The following is a 16,974-nucleotide window of genomic DNA, read 5'->3' as shown; positions in this document are numbered from 1 at the left end:
GGGGGGCGGGGCGGCGAGGCGGGCGACTGTCGTACCCCGGAGGTACGGTCAGGCCGTGAGCGACGTCGAAGTGGTCGAAGTGGCTGGTCACGAGGTCAGGATCACCAGCCCGGCGAAGGTGTTCTTCCCCGAGCGGGGCAACACCAAGCTGGACCTCGCCAGGTACTACCTGGCCGTGGCCGAGCCGCTGATGGCCGCCATGGGCGGGCGGCCCGTGATGCTGCAGCGCTTCCCCAACGGCGTCGGCGGGTCCAACTTCTTCCAGAAGCGGGTCGCGGCGACCAAGGCCGACCCGTGGCTCACCACCACCGTCGTCGCCACCCCCAACGGCACCACCTCCAACGCGCTCGTGGCCGTCGACCTCGCGCACGTCCTGTGGGCGGTCAACATGGGCTGCCTCGGCTTCCACGTCTGGCCCAACACGGCGGCCGACCCCGAACACGCCGACGAGCTGCGTGTCGACCTCGACCCCGGCCCCGGCGTCACGTTCGGGATGATCCGGGAGGCCGCCGCCGAGACGAAGGCCCTCCTGGACGAGCTGGGGATCGCCAGCTTCCCCAAGACCACCGGCAACCGGGGCATCCACATCTACGTCCGGCTGCTCCCCCGCTGGGACGGCATCGCCGTGCGGGCGGCGGCCGTCGCGCTGGCCAGGGAGCTGGAACGGCGCAGGCCCGACCTCATGACCGCCGCCTGGTGGAAGGAGGAACGCGGCGAGCGCGTCTTCGTCGACTTCAACCAGAACGCCCCGCACAAGACCGTGTTCGGCGCGTGGTCGGTGCGCGCCAACCCGCACGCACAGGTCTCCACCCCGTTCACCTGGGACGAACTGCCCACGATCGAGCCACGCGAGCTGACCATCGACACGGTCCCGGCCAGGCTGGCCGACCAGGGCGACCCCTGGGCACCGATGACCGCCCAGGACCTCGACCCGCTCCTGGAGCTGCACGAACGCGACCACGCAGGCGGCCTGCTCGACGCACCCTGGCCGCCGGTCTACCCCAAGATGCCCGGCGAACCGCCCAGGGTCGCGCCGAGCCGGGCCAGGCGTTCCGACTGAGCACGCCGCGGGTGACAACAGGCAGGATGTCCTCATGGAACACAACCGTGCGGAGCTGGCGTCGCTCTACCTGCGTTACAACCGGTGCTGCAACGAGCATCGGTTCACCACGCTCGCCGAGTTCGTGCACGAGAACGTCGAGGTGAACGGTGAAGCCCGCGGTCTGGCGGGGTACATCGCCGGGCTGACCAGTGTCACCGACGCGTTCCCGGACCACCGCTGGGACCTTCGGCACCTGCTCGTCGACGGGTGCTGGCTGTCCGCGCGCTTCGTCGACACCGGCACGCACACGGGCCCCTTCCTCGGGGTCGCGGGAACCGGTCGGTCGGTGACCATCAACGAGTTCGCGACCTACCGCATCAGTGACGGCAGGATCGCCGAGGTCTGGGGAACCGCCGACAACGTGGCGCTGCTGGAGCAACTCACGGCGGCGGCATGAGCCACGACGTTCAGGACGGAACGGGCACCAACATCCCGTGCAGCACGAGGTCACGCACGATCGGCAGCGCCGACTCCCAGTCGACCGGGCCGTAGGCGTACTCCAGCAGCGCGAGCAGGTCCTCGATCGGCAGCCCGCCCCGGCAGCCGGCCAGGAGCCTCGCCGTCGGCTCGTCGACCTCGTGCTGCCAGCCGGGGCCGTCCATGCGGTGCAGGCGACGCACGACCGTGGCCCAGCCGTCCTCGCCCGGCTCCGACACCTCCTCGAGCACGACCGACTCCGGCACCGTGAACGTGGTCCTCGGCAGCGACTTCTCGTTGGCCCGCAGCCACGCCACGTTGTCCAGCCACCGCGCCGCCTCCGGGCCGAGCGGGTCGTCGAAGGCGTGCCGCAGGTCCTCGCACACGACCCGCGCGTCCGCGTCGGTGCGGCGCAGCGTCACGTACCCGAAGCCGACGCCCTCGATGTCGTTCGCGGCGAACCAGTCCAGCCACTCGGCCGACTTGGCCCTGCCCTCCGGCGAGCGCGGGTCGATGCCCGCGTCACGCAGCCAGGTGCCCACGTACAGGGGCGGGTCGGCGATGTCCCGCTGCACGAACCACGCGTCCACACCGGACGGCAGCCAGGAACCCACGCGGTCCGCCCAGTCCTCGCCCCCGCGGTGCACCCACGACGCGAGCAGCTGCCCGACACCGCCCTCCGTGAGGTAGGACGGCAGCCGCCGCACGATCATCGCGCTCGCGCCGTCGCCGTCGAGGCCCGAGTCGCGGTAGGTGTAGTCCACGCGTGCCGGGCCGACCACGAACGGCGGGTTGCACACGACCTGGTCGAACCGCCGCCCCTCGACCGGCTCGAACCACTCGCCCGCGACCAGCTCCACGTCCAGCTCGTTGATCAGGAACGTCGCCCGCGCCAGCGCGAGTGCCCTGGTGGACACGTCCGTCGCGGTGATCGACCCGGCGTGGGCGCCCGCGTGCAGTGCCTGGACACCGCAGCCGGTGCCCAGGTCGAGCAGGGTGCCGACCGGACGGCGGGAGGTCGCGCGGGCGAGGTTGATCGACGCGTGGCCGACGCCCAGCACGTGGTCGGCCGGCACGGCACCGCCCCGCAGGTCGGAGTCGAGGTCGGCCACCACCCACCAGTCGTCGCCGTAGGGCCGGATGTCGAGCCCGGCGCGGCCGTCCGGGGTGACGACCGTCGCCGCCACGGCCTCGTCGAGGTCGCCGAGCGCGGCCTCGACGGCGGGCAGGGGTTCGGTATCCCCCAGCAGGAACAGCCGGACCAGCGTGCCGAGGGTGCCCGCGTCCCGCGTGGCACGCCTGGCAGGCTCCGGTTCGCCCCTGCCGAGCGCGGCGTGAGCCCGCCCGCCGAGCAGCTCGATGACGCCGTCGGAGGTGTAGCCGGCGGTCAGGAACGCGTCGCGCAGGCGTGCGCACAGGTCGGCGGAGAGGTCGGGAGCCACGAACGGCATGCTGTCACGGCGTCGCGGACACCGCTCCACCGACCGGGGCCGACCAGTCGACGCGGTAGCGCTGCTCGTGCCCGAACGCCTTCTCCGGCCGCATGGCGGTCTTCAGCAGCAGCCGCATCATCACCGGCATGACCGCCTTCATGACCGGGCCGGGTGCCTTCATGTGGTTCACCTTCGCCGCGCGGGCGGCGATGCCTTCCACCCTCGGCCTGCGCATGCGCTCGTACGCGGCGAACGCCGATGCGGCGTCCGGCAGGTCCCGCAGGCAGCGGGCCAGCTCGACCGCGCTCTCGATGGCGAGCGACGCGCCCTGGCCCGACGTGTTCGACGGCGCGTGCACCGCGTCGCCGACCAGCACCACGTGACCGCGGTGCCAGCGCGGCACCGGCGGCATGATGTGCAGCGCGCCGGTCACGGTCAGCTTCGCGGGGTCGATGTGGCGCACCAGCGGACCACCGGGTTCGTCGTCGCCGTACGCCGCCGCCAGTCGGGCGAGCCAGTCGGTCGCCCGCACGGTCCGCGCCTCCCTCAGCGTCATCGGACGCTCCTGCGGCAGGTTGGCGCCGAAGTGTGTCGTGCCGTCCGGCCGCCGCCAGAACAGGTAGTAGGCGCGTTTGCCGAACGAGAAGTACATCGTGCCGGTCCCGGTCGGCACGGGGTGGTCGACGATCGACTCCAGGCCCAGCATGCCGGTGTAGCGGGGCCCTGGGGCCGCCGGGTCGATGAGCCCTCGGACCGTCGAGTGGACGCCGTCCGCGCCGATGACCACGTCGGCCGTCGCGGTCGTGCCGTCGGCGAAGCGGACCGTGGTGCCGTCGATCGCGGTCAGGCGCCTGCCGTGCTCGAACCGGACCCCGGTTTCCACCGCCACGTCGTACAGCGCCCGGTACAGGTCGGCCCGCTGCACGAGGAGCAGCGGCGGCAGGCCGGAGAGCCGCGGCAGCTCGACCTCGCGGCCGCCGAACGACATGACCTGCTTCGGGATCGGCAGGCCGGTCGCGCGGACGGCGTCCAGCGCGCCGACCACCTCGAGTGCGGCCTGGCCGTTCGGCGCCAGCGCGAGCGAGCCGCCGACGCCGTCGGCCGTGCTCGGGTACGCCTCGTACACCGTCGCCTCGATGCCCGCCTTGTGCAGTGCCATCGCGGTCACGGGACCGGCGACACCGCCGCCGATCACCAGCGCGTTCCTCACTCTGGACATGTCTCTCCCTCTGGTCGGCCGCGACCGGAGCCGGGAGCTACCCTCGTGGTTGCCACACCTCGGGGATCGGGCTCCCGGCCCGGTTCGCGAACTGGTAGCCCCGGTGGCGGTGCTGCAACACCGCCGCCGGGGTGCTTCTCACTCGGTGCTCCCCCGTTCGGCGAGCTCGGCGAACTCCGCCGGGGGCGTCCCGGTCTCGTGCCATCTCCGCCACGACACCAGGTCGGGAAACGTCTCGTCGGTCAGCTCCGCGAGCAGGCCGCGAACCCAGGTCACCTCGGCCTCGCGGACGGCCAGCTCGTACTCGTCCTCGACGAGGAACAGGCGCGGGACGTCGGCATACCGGGCCAGGGCCGTCCGCTGTCGCGCCACGGCCGCCTCGAGTCCCGCGAGCCGGGACCGCAGGGCCTCGACCGCCTCGTCGGGCCGCAGGATCGACAGCACCGACAGTCCTGCCTTGAAGCGCGGGTGCTCTGGCTGGAGCGTGGCCACCAGCTCACGCGTCCAGTCGCGCAGCTCGTCGAGCCCGGCCGCGGTGATGCGGTAGATCGTGCGCTCGGGCCGGGCGCCGTCGCGCTCGTGGTCGACCACCTCGACGAAGCCGTGCTTCGCCAGGTTGCGGACGACCGTGTACAGCGAGCCCCACTTGATCTCCATGTCGTCGTCCTTGCCGCGGGCACGCAGCATGGACGCGATCTCGTAGGGGTGCATGGGCCGCTGGACCACCGTGGCGAGCACGGCGAGAGCCAGCAGGTTGGCCACCTTCCGCACCGCCACCCCGCGCCTCCTCGTCGACGATTACTCTTCGGCGAGTATACGCATGCGAGCAGTCGGGATGGCAGTGGGTTGTTCCGCTGCCGGGCATCCCTAGACTGGGCGGGTGACCGACCCGGACGCCGAGTTTCGTGCGTGGGCGCCGAAACCCGGCGAGCAAGCCGTCCCACCCCACGGCCACGAACCACCCGGTGTGACGGGGTTGGCGGGGTACAGCGACTTCCAGCGGATCGCGGAGGGCGGCGAGGGCGTCGTCTACCGGGCGCGGCAGGACGGGCTCGACCGGTTCGTGGCCGTGAAGGTCATCAACGTGAGCGATCCGGCACGGCTGGCCAGGTTCCGCCGCGAGCTGGAGATCACCGTGCGGCTCGGCCGCCAGCACCCGCACATCGTGACCGTGATCGACACGGGCACGACCTCGGACGGCCTGCCGTGCATCGTCATGGAGTACTACGACAACGGCTCGCTGCACGACCGGCTGCGTGAACGCGGGCCGATGCCGGTGGCGGACGTGGTCGCGGCGGGCACGGCGGTGGCGGACGCGCTCGCCTTCGCCCACGTGCAGGGGTTCCTGCACCGGGACGTGAAGCCGCAGAACATCCTCGTGCTGCCGACCTCGTACGTGCTGGCCGACTTCGGCATCGCGCGGATGGCGGACGCCGGGCACACGACGTCGTTGCAGATGGTGAGCTTCCGGCACGCGGCACCGCAGACGATCGACGGCAGCGACCCCTCCCCGGCCGACGACCAGTGGTCCCTGGGTTCGACGTTGTTCACGCTGCTGGACGGGGCGCCGCCGTTCTCGTCGGACAACCCGGACGAGGACACCGTGCTGTCGTACCTGGAGCGGGTCCGTGCGACGGAACCGAGACAGCTGCGGCGTTCCGACGTGCCGCCCGAGCTGGCCGCGATCATCGCGCGGTGCCTGCGCAAGCGCCGCGAGGACCGGTTCCCGAACGCTGGTGCGCTGCGTGCGGCGCTGGCGTCGGTGCGGGTCGGCGACGCGGCCTGGTCACCGTCGATGCCGATCGCGGACTTCGGGCCCCGGCCGACCCCTCCGCCGCCACCGGAGGAGCCCGAACCGTCCACACCGGACCGCGACAACACGGTGGCCGGCCCGAACAGCCACCTCGCCGGTCTGACGGTGCGGATGTCGGACCGCCCGGCCCTCCCGGACTTCGGCCCCGTACCGACGAACTACGACCCGGACCGGTACCCGGGCGAACCGCCCGTCGCGGTGCCGCAGACTCCGTGGCACCCGGAGCTGTACGTCGACCCGCACCCGACGACGGTCATCACCCGGCCGAAGCCCGCGAGGAAACGCGGCCGCCTGCTGCTCGTGGGCCTGGCGGCGGTCCTGGCCGGCGGCGCGGCGGCCGCGGTGTGGTACGTCGACGGCAGCGACCGGGAGGCCGGCCACCCGACCGCGTCACCGACGACCAGGGCACCGGCCACCACGACCACCGAGCCGACGACTCCGCCGCCGGTGACGGGCGGCGACCCCGCGTTCTCGCCGACGCTCAACCCCCTGGACGACCAGGGCGACCACATAGTCCTGACGTGGTCGGACCCGACGAACGGCACGGCCCAGTTCGTGGTCGTGGACGTGACGAGCGCCGAGAACCGCGAGGCGCTGGTGAACATGGCCGCAGGCACGACCACCTACACGGTCGAGAACCTGGACCCGGACGCCGACCGGTACTGCTTCCAGATCATCGGCCTGGGTCCGGACGACCCGAGCACCCAACACGGCGCCTCGGCCACAGCCTGCACAAACCGCTAGCCCTCGCCCCCGTACCTCGCGCCCAACGTTACGAAGGACGCCTTCCTTGCGCGCAGCGTTACGAAGGCGTCCTTCAGTGCGGGCGGTCAGCGACGCCAGAGCGGGCGGGGGTCGATCGCCCAGAAGAGCCTGCGGTACCAGGGCACCCTTCGCCGGAGCGTGGCACGCACGCGCAGCGCGAGCGGCCAGGCCGCACGACCCACCTCGGCCGGCGCCGGGTTCGGGGCGAACGCCGCCCGGTCGGCCAGCACCGCCAGCCTGCGGGCCTCGGGGGTCGCCAGGCCGTTCGCGATCTCCGGGGCCGGGCTCGCCCGTGGCGGCGTGCGGCCGGCGAGCAGCAGCGAGTCGAGCACGTAGGCCCACGCGCCGGTCGCACCCGCCCGCCGCAGCCTCGACCGCCTGCCGGCCCGCAGCCCGCCCAGTACTACGAGCACCAGCACCGGCACCGCGATGATCACGAGGTACCACGGCTTCCTCGTCGCCACCACGGTCGTCGGCGCCGCGTCCGGCACCTGTGCCTTCGACGGCATCGCCGGTCCGCTCACCGCGGGGGTCGACGGCGTGGGGGTGGCGGTGGCCAGGCGGTTGATCACCTCGCGACGGGACGCCGAAGCGGGCCCGTCGTCCGTGCCGGACACCGGGTCGAACGGAACCCAGCCCCAGCCGGAGAAGTACACCTCCGGCCACGCGGTGGCGTCCGCGGCCCGCACGACCGCGACCCCGTCCGGACCGGGCGGCACCGGCCGGAAGCCGACGACCACCCGGGTCGGCAACCCGACCGCCCGCGCGAGCACTGCGTACGCCGACGCGAACTGCTCCGCGGTGCCCTCGCCGGCACCCGCCGTCCCCGGCGCACCGAACAGGAACGTCGAGAGCCGCGCGTACGACGAGCCGACCGGCGCCTCCGCGTTCGGGCGACGGTCCGCCCGCACGACCTCCTCGATGGCGACCGCCTTCTCGAACGGGGTCCGCGCGTCGGCCACCGTGCGGCGGGCGTACTCGGCCAGGGCGAACGGCAGGTCCGGCAGGCCGAGGTAGCGCCGCGCGGCACCACCGCCCGGCACGCTCGCCGCGATCAGGTCAGCGTCGTCCGGAGCGTCCACACTGGACTCCACCGTGTACTCGAACCCCTGCCGTGCCCCCGAGGGCAGCACGACGGATCCGGAGCTGGCGTCGACGACCGCGTCCTCGGCGGACGTCGCGGTCGGCCGGCCGGGAGCGGGCAGCCAGGGCCCGGTCAGGTCGCCGATGGTCACGTCGACGCGTGTCTCGACGTGCCGGGCACCGGCGGGCAGATCCGGCGCCGCGACCGTACCAACAGGACTGTAGACAGTGGTCGCCTGCCACGTCGCGCCGGTGTAGTCGGCCAGGGCGACGAGCCGCATCGGGATTTCCCCGCCACGCACGCGAAACAGCTCGGTGTCGCCGGCCGCCGCCCACGACGACAGCGCGGGGAGCGGACTGGACGCCGGCAGGTCGTTCACCGGCGGCGTGACCAGATCCCTCGGCTCGAAAGGCCTGCCGGCGGGCAGGAGCACGGCGGCCAACGCGACACCGGCCAGTCCCACGACCAGGACCGACTGTGGCACAACGGATCCACGTCGCCGCCCCCGGTCGACGAGCACCCAGCCGATACCGGTCACCGCCAGCAGCCCGAGTGCGCCCAACCCACGCGGATCGGCGCGCCCGGCCGTCAGCAACGCGCCCGCCACGTACAGCACGGCTCCGCCGACCGCAGGCACCACCAAAGCCCTGGCACGCAGGGAAAGCGCACTGACCAGCGCGACCACGGCGACCAGCAGCACCCCGGGCACGAGAAACGCGGCCGTGACGGGTGCGGGCCGAGGCGCGGTCAGGAGCCGAGGCACGGAGTCGACGACAGCCTGCAGTGGCCCGGACGCAGGCGCCGCGTAGTAGGCACCGACAAGAGCCGCGGTCAGCACCCCGAGCACCACGAACCCACCCGGCACCCGCACCACCCGAGCCCCGAGAACCAGCCCGAACACCAGAACCACGACCCCCACGAACACCGCGCCGGCCACCGCCGACGCCCAGCCGAGCGAAAGCTGCCAACACCCGACCCCCAGCACGGCGACGGCCCACAGCGCCCTCCCGCGCAACGACATCACGGTGCTCGACGTCCGGCCGGTTCCGTTCATCGGGCCACCACCGTGTCCCACAGGGCGACCAGGTCCTCGACCCGCGAACCGGTCAGCACCAGCGCACCACCGACCGCGTGTGCCGACGGCGCGGCGGCCGCCGGGTCGACGACCAGCACCACCCCGACCGACGCGCGACCGGCCTCCAGCAGCAGCGACGCCTGGTCCGCGCCGACACCGGAGATCACCGCCACCACGTCGAGGTCCCGGACCGGCACGGGCAGCAGACCGTCCACCCCGGACACCGGCTGGATGTCGGCCAGTGCGGCCAGCGCGGTGTCGTCCGACAGCGCCCCGGCGGGCACCTCCAGTTCCACCCCACCGGACGCCGACATCAACCGCACCGGGTGCCCACCCGCGACCGCCGCCGTCAGCAGGGACGCGGCCGTCTCCACCGCGTCCTCGAACCCGTCCGCGTCCGGATGGACTGCAGCCCGGTCGTCCAGCAGCACAGCCAGATGCGGCCGCGCCGGGTCCGCGTCCTCCCGCACCATCAGCACCCCGGTCCGCGCGCTCGTCGCCCAGTGCAGCCGCCGCAGGTCGTCGCCCGCCACGTACTCCCTCAGCCCCACCAGGTCCGTGCCGCCGCGTTCGACCCGTTCGTCCGCACCGACGTGCCCACGCCGCACCCCGGCCGGCAGCCCCCGCACCGGCAGCACGCGTGGCACCACCCGCACGTCGGTCACCTCGCCCAGTGACATCCGCGCCCCGGCCAGACCCGCCAGCCCCGGTCGCCGCAGCTCCAGCGGGCCGATCGCCAGGACACCGCGACGCGTGGTCGGGACGGGGTAGTCGACCGACGACTCCTCACCCGGCGCCAGCGCGGGCACCTCGATGCCGATCGGTGTGCCCCCGATGAGGTCCACCGCGTCGAGCCGCACCGGCAGCCGTCTGCTCGTGCTGGTCAGCGACAGGGTGCCGGTGCACGTGCCCAACCGGTGCACGGTCCTCGGCCGCACGGTCCGCTCCGCCCGCACCGGCGCGGGCACCACCACCGAGACCACCGCCGCCACCACGAGGAGCACCAGTGCCGCGCCGAACGCGGCCACGCCGGGATACCGCCACCACCCGCCCAGCCCGGCCAGCAGCGCCCCCAGCACGAGCGCACTCACCCCCCGCGCGGTGAGGCGCACCCTGCCGGTCACTGGTCCTGTGGCCGGGGCACCGGCACACGCTCGGCGACCTCGGCCACCACCTCGCCGGTCGTCACCCCCGCCAGCAACGCCTCCCTCGTGAGCACCAGCCGGTGCGCGAGGACCGGCTCCACGAGCTTCTGCACGTCACCGGGCACGACGTAGTGCCGCCCCTGCGCCGCCGCGTACACCTGCACACACCGCACCAGCGCACGCAGCCCGCGCGTGCTGGCACCCAGCCGCAGCCTCGGCTCCTCACGCGTCGCGGTACCCAGCTCGCTGACGTAACGCAGGATCGGCTCCGCCACGTGCAGCGTGGACAGCAACCGCCCGTACTGCGCGACGACCGGCGGGCTGGTCACCGTCGGCACCTGCCCGACCCGTCCCGCGGTCGAGCCGGGCCGCAGCACGTCCAGCTCGAAGTCCGCCTCCGGGTAGCCGATGGACGTGCGCACCATGAACCGGTCGAGCTGCGCCTCCGGCAGCCGGTAGGTGCCGTCGAGGTCGATCGGGTTCTGCGTGGCCACGACGAGGAACGGGTCGGGCACCGCGTGGGCGACGCCGTCGACGGTGACCGTCCGCTCCTCCATGACCTCCAGCAGTGCGGACTGGGTCTTCGCCGCCGCGCGGTTGATCTCGTCGGCCAGCACGACGTTCGCGAACACTGGGCCGGGGCGGAAGTTCACCTGCCCGCTGCGCGGGTCGTACACCGAGGTGCCGGTGACGTCCGAGGGCAGCAGGTCGGGCGTGAACTGCACGCGCCGCGACAGCCCGCCGAGCGCGCCGGCCACCGCGCGTGCGAGCGTCGTCTTCCCGGTGCCCGGCACGTCCTCCAGCAGCACGTGCCCGCCCGCGAACATCGCGACCAGCACGAGGTCGACGACGGACCGCTTGCCCCGCACCGCGACCTCGATCGCGTCCCCGACCTGTGTGTGCAGCAGGCGGAAGGCGGCGATGTCCCGCTCGCCGATCCCCGGCCCCGCGACGGTGGTCATCGCTCGCTCTCCTCCTCTTCGGGCCGGCGCCTGCCGACGACCTGCACCACCACGGCGATGACGAGGAACCCGATCCCGGCACCCGCCTGTCCGAAGTCGACCGACTTCCCGGTCGGCGACAGCTCCACGATGTGGCCACTGCCGAAGCACGCGTACTTGCCGCACTGCGGTTCCCTCGGCCCCGGCGCGTTCTTGACGGCCGAGTCGACCGACCGGCTCCCGTCACGGGCGACCGCCCGCACCACGATCCGGTTCGGACCCGTCTCGACGGCGATGTCCGCGCTTGTCGCGCCGCAGGAGATGGTCACCGTGTAGCCCTGCGTGGTGTTGACGAGCTGGCACGCGCCGTCGTGGCCGGCCCAGTCGCTCGGCGGGCTCATGGCGACCCGGCGCGTGTAGTCGGTCGGCCCGTAGGGTGCCGTGATGGTGGTGATCACGGCCGCGCCCGCGGTCGGCACCGTCACGGGCGGCGGTGGCGGCGGGGTGTAGGGCGGGTCCGTCGTCGTCGTGGTCGTCGGCGGCGGGTCGTTCGTCGGTGGCGGGTCGTTGGTGGGTGGCTGCGTCTGCGTCTGCGGCGGCGGGGTGTTCGTCGAGGGGTCGGACGCCGACGGCACGCTCCACGAGCGGGTGCCCGGTGTGCTCTCGCCGACCCGGTTCCACGCCTTGACCGACACGTCGAGGCGGCCGTTCGAGCAGAACGTGCTGCCGCCGCAGGGGAAGCTCAGCTGCGCGCTGGTCTCGGTGGTCTGGGCGGACCGGGTGCCGCCGGTGAAGGCCCCGCTCGCGTCGACCGTGTAGCCGGTGACCTTCTCGCCGTTGTCCAGCGCGGCACCCCAGCTGACGGTGACGGCCAGCTCGGTGGCGGAACGGTTCGCGAGGGTGACGGTCACCCCGGGTGGCGCGCCGGGGACCTGGCCGCCGCCCGGCGCGGTCGACCCGCCGGTCGGCACGCCCGCGCTCGGCGACTCCGGCGGCCTGCCCTGGTCCCGGTCCTGCGGCAGCTCGGGCCGGGGGCTCGGTCGGGGCGGCGAGGGCACCTCGGTGCTCGGCGGCCGGTCGGGGTCGACCACGGGCAGCGACGGGCTGCGGATGGTGACCGAGCGGGTCGAGCCGTCGGAGTCCACGATCACGCCGCGTTCGGCGCCCGGGTCGCTGATGAAGAGCTTGCCGTCGTCGAGGACGATCTCGGGGTCGCCGTCGCCGGGGGTGTCGAGGTCCGCGCCGCCGCGCTTGCCCGCCCGGTCGAGCACGATCACCTTGCCGTCGCCGCGGCACGGCACGTACACCTTGTCGCGGAAGACGACGGGCCGCGACGGCACGGGGCAGCCGAGCCTCGACGTGTCCACCCGCACGACCCGGTCGCCGGACACGAACACGACGGTGCCCTGGCCGGGCACGGCGGCGGGGGCCAGGCCGACCGGGCTGCTCTGCGCGGCGAGGACCTCACCCGGCAGCCTCGGCGTCGACCCGCTGACGTCCTGGCCGGTGCCGACCTGCCGCACGACACCGCCGTCGAGCCCGAAGATCGTGACGCCCCTGGCGTGCGGGACGAGGACCGTGGCCGGGCCCGCCCCCCTGACCTGCTCGCCGGACCGCTCGCGGAACCCGTCGGCCACCCACTCCAGGGTGTGCAGGCGTCCGTCGTAGTCGGCGGCCCAGACCAGGCCCGCCTCGTCGGCCACGACGTCGGCGAGCGGTTTCCCGGCACGCCACGGCTTCCCGACGTCGACGAGGGTCACCGGGTCGGCGTTGGCGATGGTGCCCGCGACGCGGTCGACGACGTAGACGCGCCCTTCGGAGACGAGCACCTTGGTGGCAGGACCCGGTGGCGCGGACCGTCGCCCGCTCGCCAGCAGCGTGGCGAGGTCGAGCACGGTGATCTGCCCGTCGCGCCGGTCGAGGATGACCAGCAGGCCGTCCTTCTGGGTGACGTCGAGCAGGGCGTCGCCGCCGCTGACCCGCAGGCGTACCTCCGGCCGCCCGCTGGCGGGGTTGACCTGGACGACCTCGCCACGCGGGCTGTCCGGTAACCAGGTCAGCCCGTCGGACACGTCGACGGCGGTCCTGGCCACCCCCGTTCCGAGGGCCGCACCCACGAGGAGCAGCACCCCGAGGGACGCGGCCCCGAAACTGGCGGAGTCCCGCACCCGGCGACGCCCGCGAACCACAGCGACAATCCGTTGCCACACGACGAATCCCCAGTTCTCCCCGACCCGCGCGAGAGCGTACCGGCCCCAGTTCAACCCAGACCATCGGAACCGATTGTTTGTTGCCGAATCACCACTGCTTCGGCGCGTGCCCCCGGGTGGATTGGTTCGAGTCCGCGCGCGCAAGTACTGATGGACGCCTTCGGTGCACGAGGCGTTACGAAGGCGCCCTTCAGTGCACCGGACGTAACGAAGGCGCCCATCAGTGCACCAGCCGTAACGAAGGCGCCCATCAGTGCACCAGCCGTAACGAAGGCGCCCATCAGTGCACTGGACGTTACGAAGGCGTCCTTCGGTGCGGTCGTGGGTGCTCGGTCGGGCACCTCGCACGGCTGGTGGGGGCCGGGTGATGATTACCGGGTGCATATCGCGGCTGAGTTCGTTGGGTTGGTGGTGGCCGTCCTGGTCGTCACCGCTGTGGCGCGGCGGTTGGACTGGTCCGAGCCGCTCTGTCTGATCAGTGCGGGCGTCGTCGCCTCGTTCGTGCCCGGGGTGCCGGACTACCACCTCGAGCCCGAGGTGGTGCTCGTCGGTCTACTGCCGCCGCTTCTCTACTCGGCGGCCGTCCAGACCTCGCTCGTCGACTTCCGGAAGCTGCGTGGACCGATCGCCTCGCTGTCGGTCGCGCTCGTCGTGTTCACCACCTTCGGTGTCGGGCTCGTCACCTGGGCCGTCGTGCCGGGGCTGCCGCTGGCCGCGGGCATCGCGCTCGGGGCCGTCGTCGCGCCGCCCGACGCCGTCGCGGCCAGTGCCGTGGCCCGGCGGGTGGGGATGCCGCGCAAGCTCGTGCGGTTGCTCGAAGGGGAAAGCCTCTTCAACGACGCCGCGGCCCTCGTCGCCCTGCGGACCGCCATCGCGGCCATCGCCGGGTCCGTCACGCTCTGGCAGGTCGGGCTGGACTTCGTCGTCGCGCTGCTCGGCGGCGCCCTGGCCGGGGCGATCGTCGGCCTCGGGGCGGCCATGCTGCGCTCCCGGCTGGACGACCTCGTCACCGACACCGCGCTCTCCTTCGCCGTGCCGTTCGTCGCCTACCTGCTCGCCGAGGCCGCGCACGGCTCGGGCGTGCTGGCCGTGGTCATCTCCGGGATCATCCTCGGGCACAAGTCGCCCGCCATCTCGTCGGGCTCGGCGCGCATCGCCAGCCAGCACAACTGGCAGACCATCCAGTTCCTGCTGGAGAACATGGTCTTCCTCCTGATCGGGCTACAGCTGCGCTGGATCCTCGAGGAGGTCGCCGACAGCGGTGTCTCACCGGCGCTGGTCGTCGGCATCTGCGCGGCCGTGCTCGGCGCGACGATGGCCACCCGCATCGCCTGGCTCGCCGGGATCGGCCTCGGCAAACGGATCGTGCGGCGGTTGCGGCCGGGAAAGAAGGCCCACGTCTGGCCGTGGAGCTACTCCGCGGTGATCGCCTGGGCGGGCATGCGTGGCGTGGTCACCCTCGCCGCCGCGTTCATCCTCCCCGCCGACACACCGCACCGGGCGGTCCTGCTGCTGGCGGCGTTCGTCGTCGTGGCGGGCACGCTGGTCCTCCAGGGCATGACGCTGCCCAGGCTCATCAGGCGGCTGAAGCTGCCGCCGCCCGACCCGGCCGAGGACGCGCTGCAGGAGGCGGCCGTCCTCAACGACATGACCCTCGTCGCGCTCGACCGGCTGGAGAAGGTCCGCACCCCCGAGGACCCCGAGGAGGTCATCCGGCGCCTGCGTGACCGGCTCCGCGACCGCTCCGACTCGGCATGGGAGCAGCTCGGGCGCAACAGCGCGCTGCCGGAGACCCCGAGCGACACCTACCGGCGCCTGCGCCTGGAGCTGCTCCAGGCCGAGCGCGAGGAGTTCCTGCGTGCCCGCGACGGCGGCACCGCCGACGACATCGTCCTTCGCCGTCTGCTGGCACGCCTGGACATCGAGGAGTCCATGCTCGACCGCGACGACGAGGAGGTCGCCGACCTGGACCGCGAGCTGCGCACGCCGATGGCGACGGCGGGCTCGTGCAAGCACCTCGGCCACCCGTGGAAGGAGATCGAGCCCAGCTCACCGGACAAGTGCGACGCGTGCGTCGCCGAGGGGCTGTCGTGGGTGCACCTGCGCATGTGCCTCAAGTGCGGCATGGTGGCGTGCTGCGACTCCTCCCCCGGCAACCACGCGACCAAGCACTTCCGCGAGACCCGCCACCCGGTCATGCGCAGCTTCGAGCCGAACGAGACGTGGCGCTGGTGCTACGTCGACCAGCAGCTCGGCTGAGCCCTCAGCTCTGCCGGAACCTGTCCAGCACCCGCCGGTCGCGCTTGGTCGGGCGACCGGCGCCCCGGTCCCGGCGGGCCACCGGCACCAGCGCCTCCGGCGGCGGCTTGGGTGTGCGGTCGAGGTAGCACGTGGCCGCGTCGGGGGCGCCGACCCGCTTCTGGATCACCCGCACCACCTCGACCAGGCGGGTGTTCCCGGCGACGCGGACGCGGACCTCGTCGCCCGCGACCACGGTCGTCGCCGGCTTGGCGGGGCGGTCGTTGACCCGCACATGCCCGCCCCGGCAGGCCGCGGCGGCGTCGTTACGGGTCTTCGTCAGCCTGACCGCCCACAGCCAGCGGTCCACACGGGTCGACTCCACGCCCCCATCATGGCCCAACCGCTAGAACGACGTCGGGATCGAGGGGTGGCGCTGGGTCTGGAACGCGCCGAGCACGATCGCCTCCTTGTACAGGGCGGCCAGGCGCCCGGTGAGCACCCTCTCCACCGGCTCGTCGAACCGGTTCACGAACTGGATCAGGCCGTCGCGGCGACCCAGGCTGATGCACTGGTTCACGTACCGGAAGCCGAAGTCCTTCGCGGGACGGCCGTCGCGGTGGGCCATGATCGCGCGGACGGACTGCTGTGCGACGGGAAGCCCTGTCGCACAAGCCATCCGCAGCTCCTGCCCACCCGGCATGCGCATGGCCGCGGCGTCGCCGATGCCGTACACGTTCCGGTGCGACACCGACCGCGTCGTGGCGTCCACGGCGAGCCTGCCGTGGTCGTCGACGGCGAGACCGGCGTCCTTCGCCAGCGTCGGCACGACGAACCCGGTCGTCCACACCACGACGTCCGAGGCGACGTGCTCGCCGTCGGAGAGCACCACCCCGTCGGACCGCACCTCGGCGACCCGCGCGTGCTCGCGCACGTGGATGCCGAGCCGGTCGAACGTGCGGCGCAGGTGCCTGCGGCCCTTGGCGGAGAGCCGGTCGCCGAGCCCGTCCGCCGTGAGCAGCCGCATCTTCAGGTCCGGCTGCCGCTCGGCCAGCTCCGTGACGGTCTCAATGCCGGTCAGTCCTCCGCCGACGACCGTGACCACCTCGCCGGAGGCGAGCCGGGCACGCAGCCGCGCGGCCTCCTCGACGGTGGCGACGGTGAACGCGTGTTCCGCGGCCCCCGGCACCGAGGCGAGGTCCATCCGGCTGCCCAGCGCGTACACGAGCGTGTCGTAGGGCAGCGTCTCCCCGCCTGCCAGTGCGACCGACCCCTCGGCCGCGTCGACGGCGGTGACCCTGTCGATCACCAGCCTGATCCCGGTGCCCTTCACCAGGTCGGCGAGCGGCCGGTCACGCAGGTCCTGCCCGGACACCAGCTGGTGCAGGCGGACCCGCTCGACGAACCGGTCCCGCTCGTTCACGAGGGTGACCTCGGTGTCCCGCTGCCTGGCCGCCAACCGTGCCGCGAGCTGCCCCGAGTAGCCCGCCCCCAGCACCACGATGCGAGTAGTCATGACTCGATCTCCCTTC

13 protein-coding genes are annotated in these 16,974 nt (G+C 73.1%); 4 read left to right on the top strand and 9 right to left on the bottom strand.

Annotation, left to right across the window (positions count from 1 at the left end):
- Window positions 1-55: 55 nt before the first annotated feature.
- Together ligD and CLV71_RS00180 are read left to right on the top strand one after the other, a co-directional pair.
- Window positions 56-1,060: a non-homologous end-joining DNA ligase gene (gene ligD / locus CLV71_RS00185; RefSeq protein ID WP_133900498.1), complete on the top strand. Its 1,005-nt coding sequence runs from the start codon at window positions 56-58 to the stop codon at window positions 1,058-1,060.
- A 34-nt stretch (window positions 1,061-1,094) separates the two neighbouring features.
- Entirely contained in the window at window positions 1,095-1,499 is a 405-nt protein-coding gene (locus CLV71_RS00180) for an ester cyclase (RefSeq protein ID WP_133900497.1), read from the top strand.
- Window positions 1,500-1,509: 10 nt separating this feature from the next.
- On the opposite strand, the gene CLV71_RS00175 is transcribed toward CLV71_RS00180, so the two are convergent.
- The 3 genes from CLV71_RS00175 to CLV71_RS00165 all read right to left on the bottom strand — a co-directional run bounded on the left by CLV71_RS00175 (window position 1,510) and on the right by CLV71_RS00165 (window position 4,948).
- Window positions 1,510-2,970: a DUF7782 domain-containing protein gene (locus CLV71_RS00175; RefSeq protein WP_133900496.1), complete on the bottom strand. Its 1,461-nt coding sequence runs from the start codon at window positions 2,968-2,970 to the stop codon at window positions 1,510-1,512.
- Window positions 2,971-2,974: 4 nt separating this feature from the next.
- Window positions 2,975-4,171 (bottom strand): FAD-dependent oxidoreductase, encoded by a 1,197-nt coding sequence (locus CLV71_RS00170; RefSeq protein ID WP_133900495.1) that lies wholly within the window; start codon window positions 4,169-4,171, stop codon window positions 2,975-2,977.
- Between the two features lie 138 nt (window positions 4,172-4,309).
- Complete coding sequence (locus tag CLV71_RS00165; protein WP_133900494.1) at window positions 4,310-4,948, bottom strand: PadR family transcriptional regulator; 639 nt, start codon at window positions 4,946-4,948, stop codon at window positions 4,310-4,312.
- Window positions 4,949-5,051: 103 nt separating this feature from the next.
- On the opposite strand from CLV71_RS00165, the gene CLV71_RS00160 reads away from it, so the two are divergent.
- Window positions 5,052-6,728, top strand: a complete 1,677-nt coding sequence (locus CLV71_RS00160; RefSeq protein WP_133900493.1) for a serine/threonine-protein kinase — start codon at window positions 5,052-5,054, stop codon at window positions 6,726-6,728.
- Between the two features lie 86 nt (window positions 6,729-6,814).
- Here the strand turns inward: CLV71_RS00160 and CLV71_RS00155 are convergent, their stop codons facing one another.
- Genes CLV71_RS00155 through CLV71_RS00140 form a run of 4 tightly spaced genes read right to left on the bottom strand, consistent with a single transcriptional unit; the run spans window position 6,815 to window position 13,183 of the window.
- On the bottom strand, window positions 6,815-8,887 hold the full coding sequence (locus CLV71_RS00155; protein WP_133900492.1) for a transglutaminase domain-containing protein: 2,073 nt from the start codon (window positions 8,885-8,887) through the stop codon (window positions 6,815-6,817).
- Window positions 8,884-10,032 (bottom strand): DUF58 domain-containing protein, encoded by a 1,149-nt coding sequence (locus CLV71_RS00150; RefSeq protein WP_243866105.1) that lies wholly within the window; start codon window positions 10,030-10,032, stop codon window positions 8,884-8,886. The genes CLV71_RS00155 and CLV71_RS00150 overlap by 4 nt, the downstream gene beginning before the upstream one ends.
- Entirely contained in the window at window positions 10,029-11,015 is a 987-nt protein-coding gene (locus tag CLV71_RS00145; protein WP_133900491.1) for an AAA family ATPase, read from the bottom strand. Before CLV71_RS00145 ends, CLV71_RS00150 begins: the two co-directional genes overlap by 4 nt.
- Entirely contained in the window at window positions 11,012-13,183 is a 2,172-nt protein-coding gene (locus tag CLV71_RS00140; RefSeq protein ID WP_133900490.1) for a fibronectin type III domain-containing protein, read from the bottom strand. The genes CLV71_RS00145 and CLV71_RS00140 overlap by 4 nt, the downstream gene beginning before the upstream one ends.
- A gap of 399 nt (window positions 13,184-13,582) precedes the next feature.
- Between CLV71_RS00140 and CLV71_RS00135 the strand changes: the two genes are divergently transcribed.
- The gene (locus tag CLV71_RS00135; protein ID WP_243866104.1) at window positions 13,583-15,463 is read left to right on the top strand and encodes a Na+/H+ antiporter; all 1,881 of its coding nucleotides are present in this window, start codon (window positions 13,583-13,585) and stop codon (window positions 15,461-15,463) included.
- Window positions 15,464-15,467: 4 nt separating this feature from the next.
- On the opposite strand, the gene CLV71_RS00130 is transcribed toward CLV71_RS00135, so the two are convergent.
- Both CLV71_RS00130 and CLV71_RS00125 read right to left on the bottom strand, forming a co-directional pair.
- Window positions 15,468-15,827 carry an RNA-binding S4 domain-containing protein gene (locus CLV71_RS00130; RefSeq protein ID WP_208297312.1) on the bottom strand — a complete coding sequence of 120 codons (360 nt, stop codon included), beginning with the start codon at window positions 15,825-15,827 and terminating at the stop codon, window positions 15,468-15,470.
- Between the two features lie 21 nt (window positions 15,828-15,848).
- Window positions 15,849-16,958 carry an NAD(P)/FAD-dependent oxidoreductase gene (locus tag CLV71_RS00125; protein WP_208297311.1) on the bottom strand — a complete coding sequence of 370 codons (1,110 nt, stop codon included), beginning with the start codon at window positions 16,956-16,958 and terminating at the stop codon, window positions 15,849-15,851.
- Window positions 16,959-16,974: the final 16 nt, after the last annotated feature.

The organism is Actinophytocola oryzae (assembly GCF_004364325.1).
Classification (GTDB): Bacteria; Actinomycetota; Actinomycetes; order Mycobacteriales; family Pseudonocardiaceae; genus Actinophytocola; species Actinophytocola oryzae.
This window is presented reverse-complemented; position numbering and strand designations above follow the sequence as displayed.

What these genes read in the sequence shown, in the direction of transcription:
- CLV71_RS00180 (WP_133900497.1), top strand. Translation starts at nt 1,095, where the DNA reads ATGGAACACAACCGTGCGGAGCTGGCGTCGCTCTACCTGCGTTACAAC.
- CLV71_RS00175 (WP_133900496.1), bottom strand. Translation starts at nt 2,970, where the DNA reads ATGCCGTTCGTGGCTCCCGACCTCTCCGCCGACCTGTGCGCACGCCTG.
- CLV71_RS00170 (WP_133900495.1), bottom strand. Translation starts at nt 4,171, where the DNA reads ATGTCCAGAGTGAGGAACGCGCTGGTGATCGGCGGCGGTGTCGCCGGT.
- CLV71_RS00155 (WP_133900492.1), bottom strand. Translation starts at nt 8,887, where the DNA reads ATGAACGGAACCGGCCGGACGTCGAGCACCGTGATGTCGTTGCGCGGG.
- CLV71_RS00145 (WP_133900491.1), bottom strand. Translation starts at nt 11,015, where the DNA reads ATGACCACCGTCGCGGGGCCGGGGATCGGCGAGCGGGACATCGCCGCC.
- CLV71_RS00125 (WP_208297311.1), bottom strand. Translation starts at nt 16,958, where the DNA reads ATGACTACTCGCATCGTGGTGCTGGGGGCGGGCTACTCGGGGCAGCTC.